Consider the following 20761-nt stretch of genomic DNA (forward strand, 5'->3'; position numbering starts at 1 on the left):
CGATCGGGACACTAGTTACTTCGACAGGCGTTGCCGCTTGATGAATTGATTCGGCGTATTAACGGGTCACCAGGATTTTCATGCTATTTAACGTAAATGTGAAAGAGGTTAAATTTCTCGAAGGAGGAACGCAGATGGCAAAGCGAACAGCCGTAAAGGCCCGGGCATGGTTCGGGCAGCAGATCGCACTCCTGTGCCTATTGCTCATATCAGTGGGCAGTGCCTGGGGCGCAGAGATGGTAACCAACGGTGCTTTCAGTGGCAGCGCCGGCTGGACATTCAGTACCGCCACCTATGACAGCACCACAGGCAGAAGTGCTAATGGTTCAGCCAAACTGTACATTGCGGCAAGAAACACAGCCACCGCCGGTACAGTGACTCAGTCGGTTTCCATTCCTGCCGGGTCAGTCATCAATGCTGTGGCCTTGTATTCCCAGTTGACCACCAATTATGAAACTGCAGGCGACAACATATCGGTAGACCTGCGCTATGAAGATGCCACCACCGTCAACATTTTCAGTTCCGGTGAGCTTACCAACAGCTCTTGGACTGTGCGCAATGGTGCCGGTGTCACCTTAGCGCAGAATGTCAATCAGATTATCATCACCATGAACACCAAGGCGGGCAATAATGCGGCAGCAAACGCTTCCCTGTGGGTGGACGACCTGTCCATCAGCTACACAGCGTCAAACAACGGTACTACTCCCGGCGCAATGACGTCCTTCGGCGCCACGGATAAACAGATCAGCATCCAAGTCGCCTTCACAGGCGATGATGATAACGATAACAGTTGTGTCATTGCCTACGGCACTACTCCTGGTAACTACAACTTTACGGCGCCGGCGCCGGTGAAAGGTGCAGGTATTTACACCACCACCGTCAGCGGCCTTACCCCCAATACCCCCTATTATTTCCAAGCCACTTTTACAGATCCAGACAACACTCCCGGCACGGTGACCGGTACATTCTCCACGACCCCGCCTCTTTCGGACCCTCTGCTGCACAACAGCATCAACCTTGGCGCCAAGTACTGGTCGGCCAGCAGCGGTTGGGGTGTTGCCGGTGGTCAGTATGGAGAGTTCACCTGTACCACCTGTCATAATCGAAACACCGGTAACATAAAAAGGGTAGTGGGTTCGATACCTGCCACCATCGGTACGGCAGTAGTGAAACCTGTAACATACCGCAACGTCACCGCCTTCGGTAACGATGCCGGCGGGCATACCACTTCGCAGCGCATCTGTGAAGTCTGCCACACCCAGACTACTGAGCATAAGTATAACCAGACAACCGGCGACCTGAATCATAAGAACGCCAATTTAACGGACTGTACCTCCTGTCATGCCCACAACAAGTCCTTTGGTGCATCTTGTAACAGTTGCCACGGATATCCCCCCATCAACGCCACTCTTGGTACTGACGGTCTGGCCTCGCCTGCAACAGGCGTGCTGGTCTCCGGACAGGCTGGCGCCCATGCCACCCACGTCAATGTCCGCGGAATGACCTGCGAAACCTGTCACCAGGGCTATACTCAAAACCCGATGGGGAATCAGACCCTGGAATTTGGTTTCAATATCAACGAAGGAACCATATCCGGATTCAAAGGCACCTTCAACGGCGGCAGTTTTGCCAGTAAAACGCCATATTCCCCTTACAGCAGCAACTCAACCTATACCGGCACGACAGTCAACATGGCAACAGGCAACAACAATACCTGTTCCAACCTCTACTGTCACGGCGGATATGCAGGCAGCAACGGCTCCCTCACGGTTCCCTCCTGGACCGCCGGTGCAACTGCCAAGGGTTGTGGTGCCTGCCACGGCGTCAGCCAGGCAACTCCTCCCACCTCCGGCAACCATGTCCGCCATACCGGAACGGCAACGGGCAACATGGGCATTGCTTGTAGTGATTGTCACGGGACGCTTCCTGCCAATAATGCACATGTTAATGGCAATGTGGTAACAAGCCTGAATCCCGCATCGAAACTGCGGGCAAATGCCACTTACAAGGGCTTTGCCAACCAGTCTTCCGTAGCGCTCAGCTATGGCGCCTGTGCTGTTTACTGCCACAGCACGGTTCAGAACTCGACGGCAACGGCGGTGGCGACTCCGACAGTGACGCCAGTATGGGGAGGCGCACCAATCGTCTCCTGCGACACCTCGGCATGCCACGGCAATCCACCGGCCAATGCCAACCATTCCACCCACGTAAATGCAGGCTACGAGTGTATTGTCTGTCATAATGCAGCGGGCAGGGACACTGCCAAGCATGCCGACTACAACATCGATGTTACCTTCAGCGGCGTTGCCGGTTCCGGCACCTACAGCCAATCCCCCAATGCCCCCGGCAACGGGTTCGGCACTTGTTCGGCGACGTACTGCCACAACGGAGCAGCCAGTGCTCCCTCATGGAATGGCTCTTCCCTGCCGACTGATTGTACAGGATGCCATGGTAATGAAGTGACCGCGGCAACCAAGTTGAGTGGAGCTCACAATGCCCATCTGAACAATGCAAGCCAGGGGGGCGTCTTTACATGTAGTTCCTGCCACGCCCCGACTATTACCAATCCCAACAATAGAACGATTACGAACAGCATTTCCCATGTCAACGGCATGCTCAACTACTCCGGTCTCTATGCGGGCAGGAACGCGACCTGTAGCAACATCTACTGCCACAGCACCGGCAAGGGCACCTTCGTCAATCCACCAACATGGGCCAGCGGCACAACCTTGGGTTGTAACGGCTGCCACGGCACCGGCGGCAATACAAGTGGTATGCCTTCACCGGACGCCGTCGGCGTCAACAGCCACACCAAGCACCTGCCGACCCAGGACACCACCAAGTGCGTCTACTGTCACCGCACAACGGTCAACGGCACCAACGCCATCATAACCGGCAGTCAGCACATCAATGCTGCACGCGATGTCCGCTTCAGCAAGCCCAATGCCTTCACCAACAACTCTGGTGCATATAATGCCGGCAACAGGACCTGTTCGACCTCCTACTGCCACGGCACCGCAGCATCCGATGCCTGGGGTACCGCCGGTCCGCTGGCATGTAACAAGTGTCACGCCGGCAGTAACGTCCTGCCCGGTGCCCATGGCATTCACTACAACACGGCAACTGTCGTCACCGGTCTCTACGGAGCGGCTCCCGGCAGCTCCAGCCAGAGTGCCACCGCCTACCAGTTTTCATGTTCAGCCTGCCACGGCACCGATGCCACTAAGCATGCCAACTACCCAGTGGCCAATGCATCCGATGCCACCATCTTCTTCGGATTCTCCTCCGCCGGCCGTGGACAGAACGCCACTAACGCCTATGTTGCCCAGGCAACCGGCTCCACCGACGCGGCTGGGTTCCAGTGGACCACCGGCGGTAACGGCAACTGTAGCGCCACCTACTGCCACAGCAACGCCCGCGGCAGTAACGGCGTAAGCGCATCGGTCAACTGGGGTATCACCGCCAGGGATGCGAGCTGCGGAACCTGCCATGGCAACTCAACCACCACCATCGCCGGTAGCAACCCCGCCAGCACGCCCAGCATGCTCTCCGGTGCCCATAAGGCCCACATCTCTACAGTCTCTACCGGTGGCAGTTTTGCCTGTACCGACTGCCACGCTGACACCCTGAGCGGGAATACCACCATTGCCGCCAATGCTTATAACAAGCACGTCAACAAGTTCATCAACTACTCCGGCCGCTATGCCGGGAAGAACAAGACCTGTTCTACCTTCTATTGCCACAGTAACGGCAAGGGGGGTGCACCTGTAACTGCGCTGCCTGCCTGGACCAGCGGCACGACCCTTGGCTGTAACGGCTGCCACGGCTCCACCGGCAACGCCAGCGGTATGCCCACACCCGATGCCGTCGGCGTCAACAGCCACACCAAGCACCTGCCGACCCAGGACACCACCAAGTGCGTCTACTGCCACAGGACCACCGTCAACGGCACCAACGCCATCATAACCGGCAGCCAGCACATCAATGCTGCACGTGATGTCCGCTTCAGCAAGCCCAATGCCTTCACTAACAACTCTGGTGCATATAATGCCGGCAACAGGACCTGTTCGACCTCCTACTGCCACGGCACCGCAGCATCCGATGCCTGGGGTACCGCCGGTCCGCTTGCATGTAACAAGTGTCACGCTGGCAGTAACGTCCTGCCCGGTGCCCACGGCATTCACTACAACACGGCAACTGTCGTCACCGGTCTCTACGGAGCGGCTCCCGGCAGCTCCAGCCAGAGTGCCACCGCCTACCAGTTTTCATGTTCAGCCTGCCACGGCACCGATGCCGCTAAGCATGCCAACTACCCAGTGGCCGATGCATCCGATGCCACCATCTTCTTCGGATTCTCCTCCGCTGGCCGTGGCCAGAACGCCACTAACGCCTATGTTGCCCAGGCAACCGGCTCCACCGACGCGGCTGGGTTCCAGTGGACCACCGGCGGTAACGGCAACTGTAGCGCCACCTACTGCCACAGCAACGCCCGCGGCAGCAACGGCGTAAGCGCATCCGTCAACTGGGGTATCACCGCCAGGGATGCGAGCTGCGGAACCTGCCATGGCAACTCAACCACCACCATCGCCGGCAGCAACCCTGCCAGCACGCCCAATATGCTCTCCGGTGCCCACAAGGCCCACATAGTAGGAGTATCTACCGGCGGCGGCTTCGGTTGTGTTGACTGCCATGCAACTACGGTCAGCAGCAACACAACGATCGGGACAAGTCGCTACAATAAACATGTCAACAAGTTCGTTGATTACTCCGGCCTCTATGCAGGCAAGAACAAAACCTGCAGCAATATCTACTGCCACAGCACAGGCAGAGGCACCTTTGTCAATCCGCCCACCTGGGCAAGCGGCACAACCCTCGACTGTAGCGGCTGCCACGGCTCTACCTCCGCCAACCTCACCTCGGGCAGCCATAATGCCCACTTGGTCGCCGGTGCCACCTGCCAGAACTGCCACTGGAACACCACCCAGGCCAATGGTACAATTGTAGTCGTCGCCGAACACATCAGCAGAACAGTCGGCGTCAATCAAGGCAGTACCTTTAAATCGGCCGCCGTCAGCTTCACCGGTACCACGAGCTGTTCGGCAATTTCCTGTCACAGCAACGGCACCTCCGGCGGGGCAGCTGCAGCAACCTGGGGCGGTACCCTCAAATGTGACGGCTGCCATCCCAATCTCTCCGCCGCCCACACGGTTCACGCCAACCTGAACCTGAGCACCGGCGTCACCTTCTACAACTATACCGCCATCAAGTCCACCGGTTCCGAGGCGGTCAACGGCGTCAAGTACGGCTTCGGCTGCGGTACCTGTCATCCACTGGTGGAATCGACCTACCATATGGACGGCAGCGTCGAGGTACAACTTGATCCGGCCACCGTCGGCGCCGGCGCCCTGCGCCAGAAAAACGGCGTCGGCGCAATAATGAACGGTGACAAGAGCTGTGATATGGTCTACTGCCACAGTGACGGCAAAAACACCATGGTTGCATCCGGCAACGGCCATGCACCTGTCTGGACGACCACCTTTGCAGCCCTCGGTGGCGACCGTTGTGCCAAGTGCCACGGCAACTCCCCGCAGACCTCAGCCCACGACGCACACCAGGTCGGCATTCACTACAATAACATCTACAACGGGACGTCCGGCAAGCTGGCTGCTGGTGCAAGTGGCTCTTCCAGCCATGGTGTAGCAGGCCAGTCAACCACCATCACCTGTAACATCTGTCACAACAAAACTATGACTGCCGCGGCAAATGACCAGAACGCCCTCTGTAACACCTGCCACACCAAGGGTGTCAATGGCGCATTGGTTAAGGGTAATGCCAAAATTGCCGATTTCTCCTTCCACGTCAACGGCAAGAAAGAAATCGCCTTCCTGCCTTCGCTCAAGGTCGTCTCGAAGGCACAGCTCAGACAGACCAGCTTCTCCAACTACTCCGGTCTCTGGGTACGTAACGGCGGCAACTACAAGAACGGCGTTAACGCCTTCGACACCGCCAAAACCGCTTTTGCGGACAACATGTGGAACTCGACGGCAGGTACCTGCTCCAACATCTCCTGTCACAACCTGAGAGTAGGCGAGGCCGTCAACTGGACCGACACCACCATCAGTTGTAATTCCTGTCACAGCAAGTTGTAATCGGAACCAAATAACCAGCAGCACAAAGAAAGGCCGGAGAAATCCGGCCTTTCTTTTTTTGTCATGGGTAATAGTGAAAGAAAAAAGTCAAGGGAAGTGGCGGTTTCTGCGACGGGGGCGATGCAACCTCGATGAAGCGGGAATGAAAGCCTTCGCTTTAAAAGCACCCCAGCTGGCATTGCTTGATTTTATACTTCTGAACATTGGCTGCTTCGGCGACGGCCATCGGTTTGACCTTTAGTTCACGGGCGAGGGCAGCGGCGGCGGTACAGGTGAACTCTCCCTTTTCACCGAGGGCTGCGACCCGGCGGGCCACTTCTTCGGTGAATGGTTCCTTTACCGTGCCGGCATGGGCGGTCTTGCTCACCTTGAAACAGCCGAGCTGGCAGTCGGTGATGCGGAGTCCGAGCCTGTCGATCATGGCGCCGACGGCAAGGCGGGAAACGCCGGCATCGGCAGCGATTTTCCAGGCTGACGGACAGGGAACGTAGCCGTCCCTGGCGGCGCTCCTGACTGCTGTCTCCAAATTTTTGAGGGCTTCCTGTGAGAGATTATCGGGGTTTTCGGGCAGGTTTATCCTGCCCTTTTTCTTTTGACGGTCGGCATCGTTGAAGTCGCGCATGGGGTTCCTCTTTCTGCATCGGTTGCTGTATAAAAACATTGTTTTATGTGTCCGATGAAATAGCGCCAACCGCACGATTTGTCAAGGGAAGATCAAGGGTGCCTCAGGTATGCACCGTTGACGATGTTGACCGGCGCGCTGGCCAGGAAAGAGCGGATGTTTTCGGCGATGATGGCAGTCAGCCTGCGCCGGGCGGCGAGGGAGGCCCAGGCCAGGTGGGGGGTGAAGATGCAGTTCGGGGTGGCGAGCAGCGGGTTGTCGGCCAGCATCGGCTCGTGGGCGACCACATCCAGCCCGGCACCGGCAATACGGCCTGTTTTGAGGGCCTCTGCCAAGTCTGTCTCGTTGATCAGCCCGCCGCGGGCCACATTGACCAAAAAGGCCCCGGGCTTCATGACGGACAGGAGGGCCGAGTTGACGAATCCGCTGTTGTCTTCGGTCTGTGGGCAGTTGAGGGAGACCACGTCGGAAACGGCGAAGAGTTCCTCAAGGGGGAGAAATCGGACTGGTAGCGGGCCGGGATCTTTGGGACGGGGATTGTAGGCGACGACGCGCATGCCGAAGGCGGCGCCGATTCTGGCGACGGTACGGCCGATGGCGCCGAAACCGACGATGCCGAGGGTCAGGCCGTCCAATTCCAGAATCGACGTCTTCCAGAAGGAATGATCCGGGCAACGGACCCATTCCCCTTTCTTGACCGCCGTATCGTGCAGCCCGACCCGGTTGGTCAGCTCCAGGATCAGGGCAAAGGCGTTCTGAGCGACGGACTCGGTGGAATAGGCGGGGACATTTGCTACAGGGATGCCGCGCCGTCCCGCTTCTGCCACGTCCACGTTGTTATAGCCGGTGGCCAGGAGCGAAATGTAGCGCAAGTTGGGGAGTTGGGCCAGGGTGGCGGCATCCAGTTTCACCTTGCTGGTGAGGATGATTTCAGCATCCCTGGCCCGTTCCACTTTCAGTTCGGGAGGGGTCCGGTCGTAAATGGTACAGCTGCCGAGGGCCTCGACGGCATCCCAAGGGTTGTCTCCGGGGTTGATGGTGTAGCCGTCGAGGATGACGATGGCCGGGCGCTTGCTCATGGGGCGGTTCCCTCCTTACTGGTTATGGAATAATTCCGATTCATCCGGGCTTCCTTGGAAATAAAAGGCAGCCGCGACATCGTCCGTTCACTCTGTCGCCACAGCTGCGGACCTAGCGGTGCCGTCCGCGTAACGAAACACGATGCTTGAAGTAGCGGATCTCCTCCATTCGACATGAGGCGGGTGTCCGCTCACCGCTGCAGCTCGTCGTTCACTCCCGATGCCACGACTGCCTTCTCCGGAAATGTCTGAAGAACCAAGTTTCGAGAGTGTACCACAAATCTCATTCCTGGGCAGCAGGCAGGGCATACCGATCATCGGGGATCTCGACGTTTTCCACCACCGAATCGCCATTGGCATCGACCACCCGTTCCTTGACCTGGAGGAGTTTGTACCAGCGCAGGAAGGCCGAGATGAAGACGATGGACATGAGGATCATGAGGATAACCGAGAGAACGGCCAGGAGCATCAGCCCCTTGGGGAGGAAGTTGCGGGTAATGTTCAGATAGCCGGCGCTCATGGTGATGGGGATCATTAAAATACCGGGCACCGCGGCCACCCAGGCGTAACGCGCCCTGCCGAGCCTGATGAGCATGGTGGCGCCGACAATGAGTGCGCAGGTGGCCAGCAGCTGGTTGCTCATGCCGAAGAGCGGCCAGATGGTGGTGATGTCGCCCGTATAGACCAGGTAGCCCCAGGCCGAGGTGAAAATCAGGCTGGTGATGATGACCCCCGGCGTCCAGGTGTTGTCGGTGAAACGGGGATAGACCTTGGCCAGCATCTCCTGGAGCAGGTAACGGCCGACCCGGGTGCCGGCATCGACGGCGGAGAGGATGAAGACTGCTTCGAACATGATGGCGAAGTGATACCAGTAGGCCATGAGGCCTTTCATGAAAGGGATGGAGGAGAAGATGTAGGCCATGCCCACTGCCAGGGAGACGGCCCCGCCGGGACGGCCCTGCACCTGCTCGCCCACCTCACGTGCCAGTTCGGGGAGGTTGACCGGCGTCATACCCAGGGCCTCGAATGCTTTGGGGGCGGAATTGATGGCGAAATAATCGGCCGGTACCAGGGTGCAGGCGGCAATCAGGGCCATGATCGCCACGAAACCTTCGGTGAGCATGGCGCCATAGCCGACGAAGAGGACGTCACGTTCCCGGGCGATCATCTTCGGCGTGGTGCCGGTGCCGATGATGGCGTGGAATCCGGAAAGGGCGCCGCAGGCAATGGTGATGAAGATAAAGGGAAACACCGCGCCGGGGATGACCGGTCCGCCGCCGCCTGCAAACTGGGTGATGGCGGGCATCTGCAGCTGGGGGTGGACGGCGACGATGCCCAAAGCCAGCATGACGATGGTGCCGATCTTCAGATAGGTGGAGAGGTAGTCGCGGGGGACGAGCAGGAACCAGACCGGCAGTACCGAGGCAAAAAAGCCGTAGATGGGGATGATGAGGGCGATCTCTTTCTTGGAAAAGGTGAACAAGGAGGCCAGGGTGGGGTTTGCCGCCACGTAGGGACCGGCCAGTACTGACAGGAGCAGGAGCAGCACGCCGATGACGCTCGCCCCCTTGACGTCGCCGGGCCTGATGTTGTGCATGTAGATGCCCATGACCATTGCGATGGGGATGGTGCAGAAGACGGTGAACGTGCCCCAGGGGCTGGCGAACATGGCATTGACGACCGCTATGGAGAGCCCTGCCAGGGTGAGGATCAGGATGAAGAGAATGGCGATGGAGGCGACTTTACCGGCGACGTTGCCGATTTCGGCCCCGGCGATGGCCGATAGGCTCTTCCCCTTGTGGCGTATCGAGGCGAAGAGGACGATGGAGTCGTGAACCGCACCGGCGACGACGGCGCCGATAATGATCCAGAGCGCTCCCGGGAGGAAGCCGAACTGGGCAGCCAGAACCGGCCCGAGCAGTGGACCTGCCGCGGCGATGGCGGCGAAGTGGTGGCCGAAAAGGACATACTTGTCCGTCTTGACGTAGTCGTGGCCGTCGGCAAGGGTCACTGCCGGGGTCGGCCGGTCGTCGTTCAACGCCATGACCCGCCTGGCGATAAACAGCCCGTAAAAGCGGTAGCCGATGGCAAAGACACAGAGGGACGTGAAAATCAGGGTTAACGCATTCATGGATCCACCTCCTGGGGAGACTCCCGATATGGTCGGTTTATACCCAGAATAATCCAGGTCGGACAGGAGAAAAAAAGGAAAACGGTGAATGGTTGGATGGGAGGGATGAATGGTCGATTTTCGGCCATGAATGGCAGTTAGGGTCAGGTAATCAGAGGTCCAGGGATCTTTTCAGATCCTTGGCATGATAGCGGCTCACCATGATCTCTGTCCGGTTCCTGTCGTCCATGGTCAGCCTGAAACTGCCGTTGAACCAGGGGATCGCCTCCAGAACATGATTGGTGTTGACCAGGAAGCTGCGGTGAACCCGGACGAAGCCGTGACGGGCGAGTTTGCTCTCCAGTTCAGTGAGGGTGGACCGGCTCCGATAGCGGTCTGTTGCCGTATGGACGTGGACGGCGCCTTCATCCGCCTGGGCAAAGACTATCCGTTCGGGTGAGGTGGGGATGATCCGCTCTCCCTGGTAGAGGGGAAGCTTTCCGGTACAGCCTTCATGTCCATCGCCGGCTGTCGGGGTTACATCGCCCGGCGCGAGTTTGCTCCCCATTAGCCGGGCCGCCTTGGAGACGGCCTTGGCCACCCGCTCCAGGGTGAAGGGCTTCAACAGGTAATCGACCGCCTCCACCTCGAATGCCTCGCAGGCATAATTTTCGAAGGCAGTGGCGAAAATCACCAGGGGGTGGGTGGGAAGCTCGGCAAGGAGCTGCGCCAGTTCGATGCCGCTGATGCCGGGCATGTGAATGTCAAGGAAAAGCAGTTCCGGGTTCGCTTCCCGGATTCCGGCCAGAGCGGTGCTGCCGCTACCCGCTTCACCGACCACGACAACCCCTTCCATTTGCTGCAGGAGGTAGCGGAGTTCCTCGCGGGCCGGTGTCTCATCATCGACAATGAAGGCTTTAATGGTCATTGGTCTGATCCTTCCTTTTCGGTGCTGCCGGCGGGCACGGTGAAGGATACGGTGGTACCCCGGGCAGGTGCGCTTTCGATGCGGAGGTGGTGTTCCTTGCCGAAAAACGCAACCAGGCGCCCATTCACATTCTGCAGGGCGATGCCTACCCCTTCGTCCGAATCGGCCTCTTTTTCCGTGAAGAGCCCAGCCATCTTTTCCGGCGTGATGCCGACGCCGTTATCCTGAACCTGGATAGCCACCACATCTCCGACGCGCCGGGCGGCCACCGTTACTTCACCCCCCTCCTCGCGGGTCAGGATGCCGTGGCGCAAGGCGTTCTCCACCAACGGCTGCAGGGTAAGCGGCGGAAGAAGGCAGGCCAGGGCGCCTTCCTCGATGCGGTAGGCGATCCGCACCCGATCGCCGAAACGGGCCATCTCGATGGCAAGGTACGCCCGGCAGTGTTCCAGTTCGGCGGCAAGGGTGACGAGTCCCCCTGCCGGGCTGATGTTGCGCCGCAGGAATTCGGCCAGCTTGACGAGAAGCTCCGAAGCGGTGGACGGATCGGTCCTGATGAAGCTTTTGACGGTGTTGATGGCATTGAAGAGAAAGTGGGGATGGATCTGGGCCTGGAGGGCGCGTATCTCCGCTTCCCTGACCAGCTTCTTCTGCTCATCCAGTTGTGACAATTCCAACTGGCTGGAAAAGAGATGGGCAAGACCGTGGGCCAGTTCCATATCCAGTGTGGTAATGCCGTTTTCCTTGATCCGGTAAAGCTTGAGAGCGCCAACCACCCCTTCCTCCCGCCTGAGGGGAACGATGATGGCCGAGCCCAGCCGGCACCCCTCGGCGGTGCAGCCGATTTCGCCCCTCGTCAGTGGGGCGGCGATACGGCCGGAGGCGAGGGCCTCCCTGGTGGCATCGGTCATGAGTGCCATTCCCGGCCGGTGGTGATCTTCGCCGACACCGGCGTGGGCCAGGATAGTGGACTGGTCGGTAAAAGCCACCGCGTCCAGGTCGGTCATCTCCAAGATGATGCGGGCCGCCTGGGTTGCGGAGGCGGTGGTGAGCCCGCCGCGCAGGAAGGGGAGCGTGCGGAGGGCGATATTGAGGGCGACTTGGGCCTGAAAGGCGGCAAAGCGTTCCTGCTCCCGGAAAAGGGATGCCACCAGTTCGACGAAGAGGGCAAGTCCCAGGGCGTTGACGAGAATCATCGGCAAGGCGATGGTTTGCACCAGGGCAAGTGCTGCCGGGAAGGGCTTGGCCACGAGCAGGATGATGGCCATCTGCAGCGTCTCGACCACAATGCCGGTGGCGAAAGCGGCGGCGGAATCGTAACGGTTCCGCCTGATCCGGTGGTAGAGGAGCCCGCCGGCAATACCTTCGGCAATGGTGGCTATGCCGCATGCCGTCGCGGTAAAGCCGTTCATTTCTATGAGATAGCGGTGGGCACCGGCAATGATCCCGGCCGACAAGCCCACCAGCGGCCCCCCCAGGATGCCGCCGAGCACGACGCCCACGACCCGGGAATTGGCGATGGCGTTTTGCACCGGCACCCCAAGGTAGGTGCCGGCAATGCCGAAGAGGCCGAAGATAAGCGACAGGGAAAGGCGTTCATAGCGGCTTGCGCGTCCAACCAGGAGCCTCTTGAACACATCGAAGCGCATGATGAGGATGAAGGCGATGGCGAAGATGCCGAGCCTTTCCAGAAGATGAATGATGAGGTTGAGCATTGACTCCCCCGCAAATTCCAGGACTATTGGAAATTCCAGTCATCGCCCATCTTGACACGTTTCGTCAAGGTTTATTATGCAGGACCTGGAACTGCCTGAGGGGAGTGTAATGGGTGGCGGGTTATGGGGAATCTCGGGCAGGGGTAGCCGTTACTGGAATTTTCGCACCGTCTCCAGCAGCTTGTTGGCATCGAAAGGTTTGAATATCCAGCCGCTGGCTCCGGCTGCCTTACCTTCGTTGACCTTGGCTTCCTGGGATACGGTGGAAAGGACGAGGATGGGAACAAATTTCGATTCCTTGCGTTGCCGGAGCTGCTTTACCAGTTCGATGCCATCCATCTCCGGCATGTTCAGGTCGGTGATAACAATGTCAAGATTGATCCCTTCCGTTTTTGCCAGGGCGTCTTTTCCATTGATCCCTTCGATTACAGTGTAGCCGATCCTTCTCAGGGTCAAGGCACACAATTGCCTGACCACGGCGGCATCATCGACAACGAGAGCAGTTTTTGGCATGGCGGGCTCCTTATGCAACACTTATCGGGGCGGTAAGCGGAATCTTTAGCTGGTTTCCATCCGGAAAGGGTTCTTTTCTGCCCTGGCGGCGTCAATCTGCGGGCTTACTTGTGCGACGTACCGATGTACGTCTCCGCGCAAGTCCCTGATTTCCTCGCTTTCCGGATGGAACCTAGTATCCCGATCGGTTAATTCATTCCTTACAATTCTGGCTCTTTTGGCCCCTGGCTGCGTTGCGTCTCCTTGGCTTAGGCCCTGCTAGGCCTGCGTCGCCGCGCCTTGCCAGGAACCAAAATCCCTCAGAATTCTTGCGGTGAACTAACCGCACGGGACACTAGCTGGAAAGGAGAAAGAAAAAATGTCGGGATGTTTAATCATTGTAAAAAAATCCGACGAAAAAACTGGGCTCTTTGGTCATTACCGGTACTGATTGTATCGAAAAATTAACCCCTTACGCGCGGGCATAAAATTTGTATTATTTAACCTGGAGCAGATTGGAAAAAATGGAGGCCCTATGCTGCAATTTCGTTGTACGCTCCAGGATGCCAGGAAGCTGCTTTTCCTGCTTTTTACCATTGAGATTATCCTCGCCGTTATCTTCGTTGCCGATTATGTGATGGGTAAGCCCTCCTATTCCATCCATGTCCTGTTTGACCTGGATGGAGAAGCATGTATACCGGCATGGTTTTCTTCAATGCAGCTTTTCCTGATAGGCGCCGTCTTCTTGCTTGCCGGACGGGCACCAGCTGCATCCCGTCCGCCCCCTGCTTTATTCCTGATGCTCATTGGTGCAGGTTTCATATTTCTTTCCGCAGATGAAGCGGGAATGATACACGAAAGGCTTCGAGGCTTGGTTAAACATGCTGCTGCGGCCATGCCTCAGGTCAATAGCCATGGCGCATGGATTTCCATATATGCTGTTGTCGGCACAGTATTGCTGCTGTCCTGCTACCGGCATCTGCTCTTCATGTTCAAGTTTTTCCGGCGGGAAGCGGCCATAATTATGTCCGGCTTCGGTATCATGTGCCTGGGTGCGGTCGGATTGGAAATCATAAGCTACGCATTTCTGCGCAATGGTGCCACTCCGCTGTTGTATGCACTTGAAGTTGCGCTGGAAGAGTTCTTTGAAATGGCAGGTGCAAGCGTCATTCTCTACGGTGTAACCCGTTTTGCCATAAACCGGCTTCAGGTTCCAACCATGGACGCCATCCCGCCGGCTGCTACTTTTTCGGTGCCTACTAGTGCGGTTGCAGACTGCTCTTCCACGGCGATGGGACAAGCGGCGCATTCCGTGGATGCAACTCGTTGAAAGGAATTCTCTCAGAAAATCAGGCCGAGCAGATAGTTGACCAGCACCAGCACCAGGCTGAAGAGTAGCGCCTGCCAGAAACCGCTCACGGAAAAGCCGGGAACAATAGCGCTGGTCAGCATGATGAGCACGGCATTGATGACCAGGGTGAACAATCCGAGAGTGAGGATGTTGATGGGGAGAGTAAGGAGAAATAAGAGCGGCTTGATGACCGCATTGATGAGACCCAGAACCCCGGCGGTGATGAAGGCTGCCGGAAATCCTGAAAGCTTTACTCCGGGCAGCAGGTAAGCGGTTATGGCAATAGCCAGGGCGGAAACCAGCCACGTAACTAGAAATCCCATGCTTCCTCCAATACATCTGGTGAGTTTTCAGACGAAAATCATAAAACAATTGTAGCGTGAGTAGTACGACCCGCCAAGAAAAAGCTGGAAATTTTCTTGTTTTCTGCGTATTTATATGGGCTGTGCAACGGGCATTGCCAAGGGTGCCGGTTCGAAACCTGATGCAGGGAACGGAAAGAATTGCAAGCTATAATCCCTCCATTCTGGCTGATAATTGCGGCCGTCATCACCATCTCCTTCCCGTCGGAAGTCCTGGCCGGCAGCCTGGGCTGGCCTGTCGCCTGTATTCCCGGCGAAAACTGCAAGGGGAGCACGTTTTATATAGGCTATCCGGATATCGACCGCAGCGGCAAGGCCTTTGATTGCGGTAACCCAGGCTACACCGGCCATACCGGGACCGATATAACCGTTTCGTCGGTGAAGGACGGAATTCCGGTCCGGGCTGCTGCCGATGGCGAAGTGTTGCTGGTCTCCGGGGGGAAGGTGGATCATTGCTCGGGTGACGGCGGAACTGCGGGTGGCTGCCTGCAGGATATTGCTGCCACGGAAGACCCCGGCACCATTTGCCTCGGTGCGGATGGTTGCTTCTCATGGGGCTTCGACGCCGGCAATTTCATACTCATTCGCCACGGCGAGCTTCCCCAGGCTCTCTTTACCCTTTATGCCCACCTGCGTCGCGGTTCCATAGCCGTTACCAACGGCAACTTGGTGAAAAAGGGGGAGAAGATCGCCGAGGTGGGGAACTCCGGTGCTTCCCTGACCCCACACCTCCATTTTGGGGTCTTTGCCAGGCGTCTTTTCGGTAATGAGCTTGTCGACCCGTGGCAGGGGAGTTGCAGCCCCGATCATCACCAGACGCTTTGGCAATACGACCCGCCGTACCGTGCCGATGTCTTTGTCATCAAGGCTGGTACCGGTGAAGGCATTATTACCTGTGATAGCGGCGGAATCTCCTGCCCCACATCCTCCCCGGCCAGTTTCATCCCCGGTACATTCGTAACATTCAAGGCTGTTCCCTATTACGGCTCGCAATTTATCGGCTGGCAGGAGGGCTGTTCCGGCAATGCCAAAAGTTGCACAATTACGGTTGAAGGCTCTATAGCTGTAAAAGCCCTTTTTGCGAGGGGGGAGCGGCGCCCATGATGGCTGCCGGTTGTAGTGAAGCTCTTGCTGCCTCATTTTGTGTTGACAAATGACCCCGCCGGACAGAAAATCTGCATTTTCTGCCCGGCGGGGCATAAGATGGAGGGATTTTTGAGTAATGATAATCGCAGATTGATGCAGGGCAATGAAGCGATTGCCCGTGCTCTTGTTGAGAACGGATGTGCCATGGCCACGTCCTATCCGGGAACGCCCGCATCGGAAATTCTCTCCGGGGTGATGGCATGGCAGAAGGCCGAAGGCTTGGCCATGCATGTGGAATGGGCGATCAATGAAAAGGTGGCCCTGGAAATAGCCTATGCCGGCAGCCAGTCCGGCCTGAGAACAGCCGTTGCCATGAAGCAGGTGGGGCTTAACGTTGCCTCCGATCCCTTCATGAGCGCCGCCTACCTGGGGGTAGTCGGAGGCTTCATCGTCATCAGCGCCGACGATCCGGGTCCCCATTCGTCCCAGACGGAACAGGACAGCCGCCTTTTGGCCATGCTGGCCAAGGTTCCGGTGCTGGACCCGGATTCACCGGCTCAGGGCCAGGAGCTGGTAGCCCTGGGTTATGAGCTTTCCGAAGCGTTCCAGGTGCCGGTCATGCTCAGGCCGACGACCCGGGTTTGCCACGCCTGCCAGGACATTCAGCCTGCTCCGGTGATGAAGCTGGAACGCCGGGCCGATTTCAGGAAAGAACCCTCACGATGGGCGGCCACACCAAACTTCCGCTACCGGCTCCACCTTGAACTGAACGACAAGCTGGCCCGCATTGCTGCCCATGGGCCGACTGCTCCCCGCCGCCTCAATCCCCATATACGATCAAAGAAGGCTATAGTGGCGTCTGGGGCTGCTGCCGGACATGCCAAAGAGCTCATGACCAACCTTGGGCTTCTGGATGAAATTGCCTTTTTCCAGGTGCTCCAGCCCTATCCGCTTCATATCCGGTTCATCGAAGAGGTTCTGCGGGAATACGATGAGATCATGGTGCTGGAAGAGACCACCGGTGTCATCGAAATGCAGCTCCGTGACCGTGCAAAGGTGCGGGGCAAGCTGTCCGGAGTCGTCCCCGAGGCGGGAGAGCTTCTTCCGGAGTTGATAGAAAAGATCATTGCAGATTTTGCCGGCGTTACCGTTCCCCCGGTGCCCAAGGCTCCGGCAGGTGGCGGCCGGCGGCCAACGCTGTGTCCCGGTTGCCCGCACCGGGCCAGCTTCTATGCCATTAAAAAGGCTGCTCCCAAAGGGATCTATCCGAGTGATATCGGCTGCTACACCCTGGGGGCCAACCTGGGTGGTGTGGATACGGTACTGTGCATGGGGGCGGCGGTGAGCCAGGCGGCAGGATTCCATCATGCCTACCGTATTTCGGGAGAAGAGCGGGATGTGGTTGCGACCATCGGCGATTCCACCTTTTTCCATGCCGGGATACCCCCGCTGATCGATGCGGTGAGTCAGAACGCGCGTTTCGTCCTGGTAATCCTGGACAACTCCACCACCGCCATGACCGGCAATCAGCCGACACCGGCCATGCCCCTTGCCGGTGGCGTTCCGGTTGAGATCAGCTCCGTGGTCGAGGGCTGCGGGGTGCGTTTCTGCAGGACCGGCGATCCCCTTGATCTCCCCGGCTTTACCAAACTGGTGAAAGAGGCGGTGGACTTTGCCAGAAAAGAGAGCGTGGCGGTGGTCATTGCCAAAAGCCCTTGCCTGGTGGACAAAAATCGGCCGAAACAGCAGCGCAGCCAGGTGGAGGTGGAGGCAACCTGCACCGGTTGCCGGGTCTGCACCAGTCAGTTCGAGTGCCCGGCACTGATCTATGACGAGGCGACGAAAAAGGTAAGGGTCGACCTGCTCATCTGCAGCGGTTGTGCCGTCTGTCTTGACGTGTGTCCCTCCCGCTCGATCACCAGGGAGGAGAAGCCATGAACCAACAATTAATCATTTCCGGAGTCGGCGGCCAGGGCATCCTCTTCATTACCCGGCTTCTGGCAGAGACGGCCATCCATAAGGGGCTGCCGGTGCTCACCTCCGAAACGCACGGCATGGCCCAGCGGGGCGGCATCGTCATTTCCCACCTGAAGGTTGGCGACTTTTCCAGTCCCCTGGTCAGGCCTGGGCAGGCTGATGGCCTGCTCGCCCTAAAAGCTGAAACGGTAGCGCTGCACCGCCATTTTCTCAATAACGGCGGCTGGATTGTTGCCAATGCAACCTCACTTGCCGTGGTGGAAACGGAGCATCCCCTTGCCACCATGGATGCGGATACTGTCGCCCTTGCCATGGGCAATCCACAGTCGATAAACCTGATTGTCCTCGGCCGGGCTCTGGCTGAACCTGACCGGTTGTTCTGCACCTCAGCCGAAGTGGAGAGGACCATTCAGCAAAAACTTTCGGGAAAGAAGAAACAGCTGGACGGGGCAATTGCTGCTTTTCGCGCCGGGATTGAAGGCTGTCAAGGAAGGAGTAACTGACAGATGTTGAGACGTTTTCCCGCCAAATTTGCCACTCCGGCGGAACTATCCCGCCTCCAGCTCTCGGGGCTGCAATGGACCGTCCGCCATGCCTGGGATAACTCCCCATTCTATCGTCAAAGCCTGGAATCGGCGGGGGTACGACCTGAAGACATAAAGTCCCTGGATGACCTGCGCCGTCTTCCCTTTACCACCGCCCAGGACCTTGCCGCTGGCTATCCCTTTGCCTTGAGAGCTGCACCTTTTGAGGATATCGTCCGCATCCATGCTTCATCGGGCACCACCGGCAAGCGGAAGGTTCTCTGTTACACACAGAAGGACCTGGATGACTGGCAGGCGATGTTTGCCCGCTGCTACGAACTGGCCGGACTGACCAGGGAAGACCGGGTGCAGATCGCCGTCGGGTATGGCCTGTGGACCGCCGGCATCGGTTTTCAGCTGGCCTGCGAAAAATTCGGTGCCATGTGCATCCCGGTCGGCCCTGGCAATCTGGACATTCAGATCGGCTTTCTCCAGGACCTCCAGTCGACGGTTTTCTGCTGTACCGCTTCCATGGGTCTGCTCTTGGCCGAAGAGGTGAACCGGCTCGGCCTCAAGGATAGCCTGAACCTGAAAAAGATCATCATGGGGGCGGAGCGGAGTTCCAGTGCCATGCTGAAAACCATGCACGAGTTTCTCGGCGTCGAGGAAATATACGACATTACCGGCCTGACCGAGCTCTATGGCCCCGGTACCGGGCTGTCCTGCCGCTTTGATAACGGCATCCATTACTGGGCCGATTACTATATCCTGGAAGTGCTGAACCCGGAGACCATGGAACCGGTCGCCCCGGGCGAAGTGGGGGAGATGGTCTTCACTACCCTGGGCAAGGAAGGGGCGCCGCTGATCCGCTACAGGTCCCGTGACCTGACCCGGCTCCTGGAGGGTGATTGCCCCTGCGGGTGCACGCTTCCCCGTCACGACCGGATCCTTGGCCGCTCCGACGACGTGGTTATTTTCCGCGGCGTCAACATTTATCCGGGTCAGCTGGATGAGGTGCTGACCCGCGTTCCGGGCATCGGCAGCGAATACCAGATCATCCTCGACCATGGGGAGGACGGCAGGGATTACATGCTGGCGCGGGTCGAACGTGCCCGCAACGGGGAATCTGTTTCCGACAGCCAGGTCATGAAAAGCATCGTTTCCGGCATCAAGCATACCCTGCTTGTCTCCTGCAGTGTTGAGCTGGTGGATCATGGGACACTGCCCCGCTCGGAGAAAAAGACCAAGCGGATTTTCGACAAGCGCCGCTTTGAATAGCTGTTTTTTATACGATTGAAGGGGGAAATCATGAAACTTCGTCTTGCACTGGCTATATCGTTTCTGCTTGTTACCGCCGGCATTGCCAATGCCGCCGTCACCCTTAACTACGCCAACTTCCCGCCGGCAGCCACCTTCCCCAGCATACAGATGGAGCGCTGGGCCAAGGAGGTGGAAAAACGGACCGGCGGCAAGGTCAAGATCAAGACCTTCCCCGGCGGCACCCTTCTGGGGGCAAAGAACATGCTGGAAGGGGTCACCTCCGGCACTGCCGATATGGGCAACTTTGCCATGAGCTATCAGCCGGGTCGATTCCCGGTTTCCGAAGCTCTAGACCTCTATCACGGTTTCACCTCCGCCAAGGTGGCAAGCCAGGTGCTCTTCGACCTGGTGCAGAAATACCAGCCCAGGGAATTCGCAAAGGTCAAGGTCATCACCCTCTTCACCTGCCCGCCAACCAACTTCATGACCAGCAAACCTGTCAGATCCCTGAAGGACCTGAAGGGGATGGAGCTGCGCGTAGCCGGGACCAGCTCCGAGGTATTGAAGAGACTGGGAGGGGTGCCGGTGGCCATGCCCCAGTCGGAAACCCCGGAGGCGATCCAGAAAGGGGTAGTCAAGGGGATGATCTCCTCCCTGGAAATACTCCAGGACTTCAAATTTGCCGCCTACACCCCCTATGCCACCATTGCCAATCTGCCGGTGGTCTCCTTTGCCGTAGTCATGAACAAAGCCAAGTGGGACAGCCTCCCTGTCGATGTGAAAAAGGTCATTGACGATCTTTCCCGGGAGCAGGCGCTGTGGACCGGGGAATATGTGGACCGGCACGTGCAGGAGGCCCTGGCCTGGTCGGCAAAGGAATACAAGCATCAGGTAATCCAGCTGCCTGCCCCGGAACAGAAGCAGATTGCCGCACTCCTGGCCCCCATGACCGAAGCATACATCAAGAAGGTAAGCGCCCAAGGGCTGAACGGCAGGCAGATCATAGCAGACGTCCAGGCGTTGAAGGCCAAGTATGAGAAACAAGGCAGGAAGAAAAAGTAAGAGTTTATATACGTACGTCCTGGTAACTCCGAACCTAGAACCTA

The 20761-nt window shown here is 58.0% G+C and carries 14 protein-coding genes; 7 read left to right on the forward strand and 7 right to left on the reverse strand.

Annotated features, from left to right (window positions below):
* Positions 1-134 precede the first annotated feature (134 nt).
* Entirely contained in the window at positions 135-6149 is a 6015-nt protein-coding gene (locus GEOB_RS05220; protein ID WP_154650457.1) for a CxxxxCH/CxxCH domain c-type cytochrome, read from the forward strand.
* Between the two features lie 157 nt (positions 6150-6306).
* Here the strand turns inward: GEOB_RS05220 and GEOB_RS05225 are convergent, their stop codons facing one another.
* From GEOB_RS05225 to GEOB_RS05250, 6 genes are all read right to left on the reverse strand, one after another.
* A complete protein-coding gene (locus GEOB_RS05225) occupies positions 6307-6771 on the reverse strand; it encodes a hypothetical protein (protein WP_012646140.1) in 465 nt (154 codons plus the stop codon).
* Positions 6772-6863: 92 nt separating this feature from the next.
* On the reverse strand, positions 6864-7850 hold the full coding sequence (locus GEOB_RS05230) for a D-2-hydroxyacid dehydrogenase (RefSeq protein WP_012646141.1): 987 nt from the start codon (positions 7848-7850) through the stop codon (positions 6864-6866).
* Between the two features lie 283 nt (positions 7851-8133).
* Positions 8134-9981 (reverse strand): carbon starvation CstA family protein, encoded by a 1848-nt coding sequence (locus GEOB_RS05235; protein ID WP_012646142.1) that lies wholly within the window; start codon positions 9979-9981, stop codon positions 8134-8136.
* Between the two features lie 151 nt (positions 9982-10132).
* The gene (locus GEOB_RS05240) at positions 10133-10888 is read right to left on the reverse strand and encodes a LytR/AlgR family response regulator transcription factor (protein ID WP_012646143.1); all 756 of its coding nucleotides are present in this window, start codon (positions 10886-10888) and stop codon (positions 10133-10135) included.
* Entirely contained in the window at positions 10885-12603 is a 1719-nt protein-coding gene (locus GEOB_RS05245; protein ID WP_012646144.1) for a LytS/YhcK type 5TM receptor domain-containing protein, read from the reverse strand. Before GEOB_RS05245 ends, GEOB_RS05240 begins: the two co-directional genes overlap by 4 nt.
* Positions 12604-12753: 150 nt before the next feature.
* A complete protein-coding gene (locus GEOB_RS05250) occupies positions 12754-13116 on the reverse strand; it encodes a response regulator (protein ID WP_012646145.1) in 363 nt (120 codons plus the stop codon).
* Positions 13117-13630: 514 nt separating this feature from the next.
* Between GEOB_RS05250 and GEOB_RS05255 the strand changes: the two genes are divergently transcribed.
* Entirely contained in the window at positions 13631-14425 is a 795-nt protein-coding gene (locus GEOB_RS05255) for a hypothetical protein (protein ID WP_012646146.1), read from the forward strand.
* Between the two features lie 11 nt (positions 14426-14436).
* Here GEOB_RS05255 and GEOB_RS05260 read toward each other — a convergent pair whose 3' ends face one another.
* Complete coding sequence (locus GEOB_RS05260) at positions 14437-14769, reverse strand: phage holin family protein (RefSeq protein WP_012646147.1); 333 nt, start codon at positions 14767-14769, stop codon at positions 14437-14439.
* Between the two features lie 180 nt (positions 14770-14949).
* Between GEOB_RS05260 and GEOB_RS05265 the strand changes: the two genes are divergently transcribed.
* The 5 genes from GEOB_RS05265 (at position 14950) to GEOB_RS05285 (ending at position 20717) form a co-directional block, all read left to right on the forward strand.
* Positions 14950-15912, forward strand: a complete 963-nt coding sequence (locus GEOB_RS05265) for a M23 family metallopeptidase (protein ID WP_012646148.1) — start codon at positions 14950-14952, stop codon at positions 15910-15912.
* A 111-nt stretch (positions 15913-16023) separates the two neighbouring features.
* The gene (locus GEOB_RS05270) at positions 16024-17832 is read left to right on the forward strand and encodes a thiamine pyrophosphate-dependent enzyme (protein WP_012646149.1); all 1809 of its coding nucleotides are present in this window, start codon (positions 16024-16026) and stop codon (positions 17830-17832) included.
* Positions 17829-18374 (forward strand): indolepyruvate oxidoreductase subunit beta, encoded by a 546-nt coding sequence (locus GEOB_RS05275; protein WP_012646150.1) that lies wholly within the window; start codon positions 17829-17831, stop codon positions 18372-18374. Before GEOB_RS05270 ends, GEOB_RS05275 begins: the two co-directional genes overlap by 4 nt.
* A gap of 3 nt (positions 18375-18377) precedes the next feature.
* Entirely contained in the window at positions 18378-19673 is a 1296-nt protein-coding gene (locus GEOB_RS05280) for a phenylacetate--CoA ligase (RefSeq protein ID WP_012646151.1), read from the forward strand.
* A 30-nt stretch (positions 19674-19703) separates the two neighbouring features.
* A complete protein-coding gene (locus GEOB_RS05285; RefSeq protein ID WP_012646152.1) occupies positions 19704-20717 on the forward strand; it encodes a TRAP transporter substrate-binding protein in 1014 nt (337 codons plus the stop codon).
* Positions 20718-20761 lie beyond the last annotated feature (44 nt).

It is taken from the genome of Geotalea daltonii FRC-32, assembly GCF_000022265.1.
Classification (GTDB): Bacteria; Desulfobacterota; Desulfuromonadia; order Geobacterales; family Geobacteraceae; genus Geotalea; species Geotalea daltonii.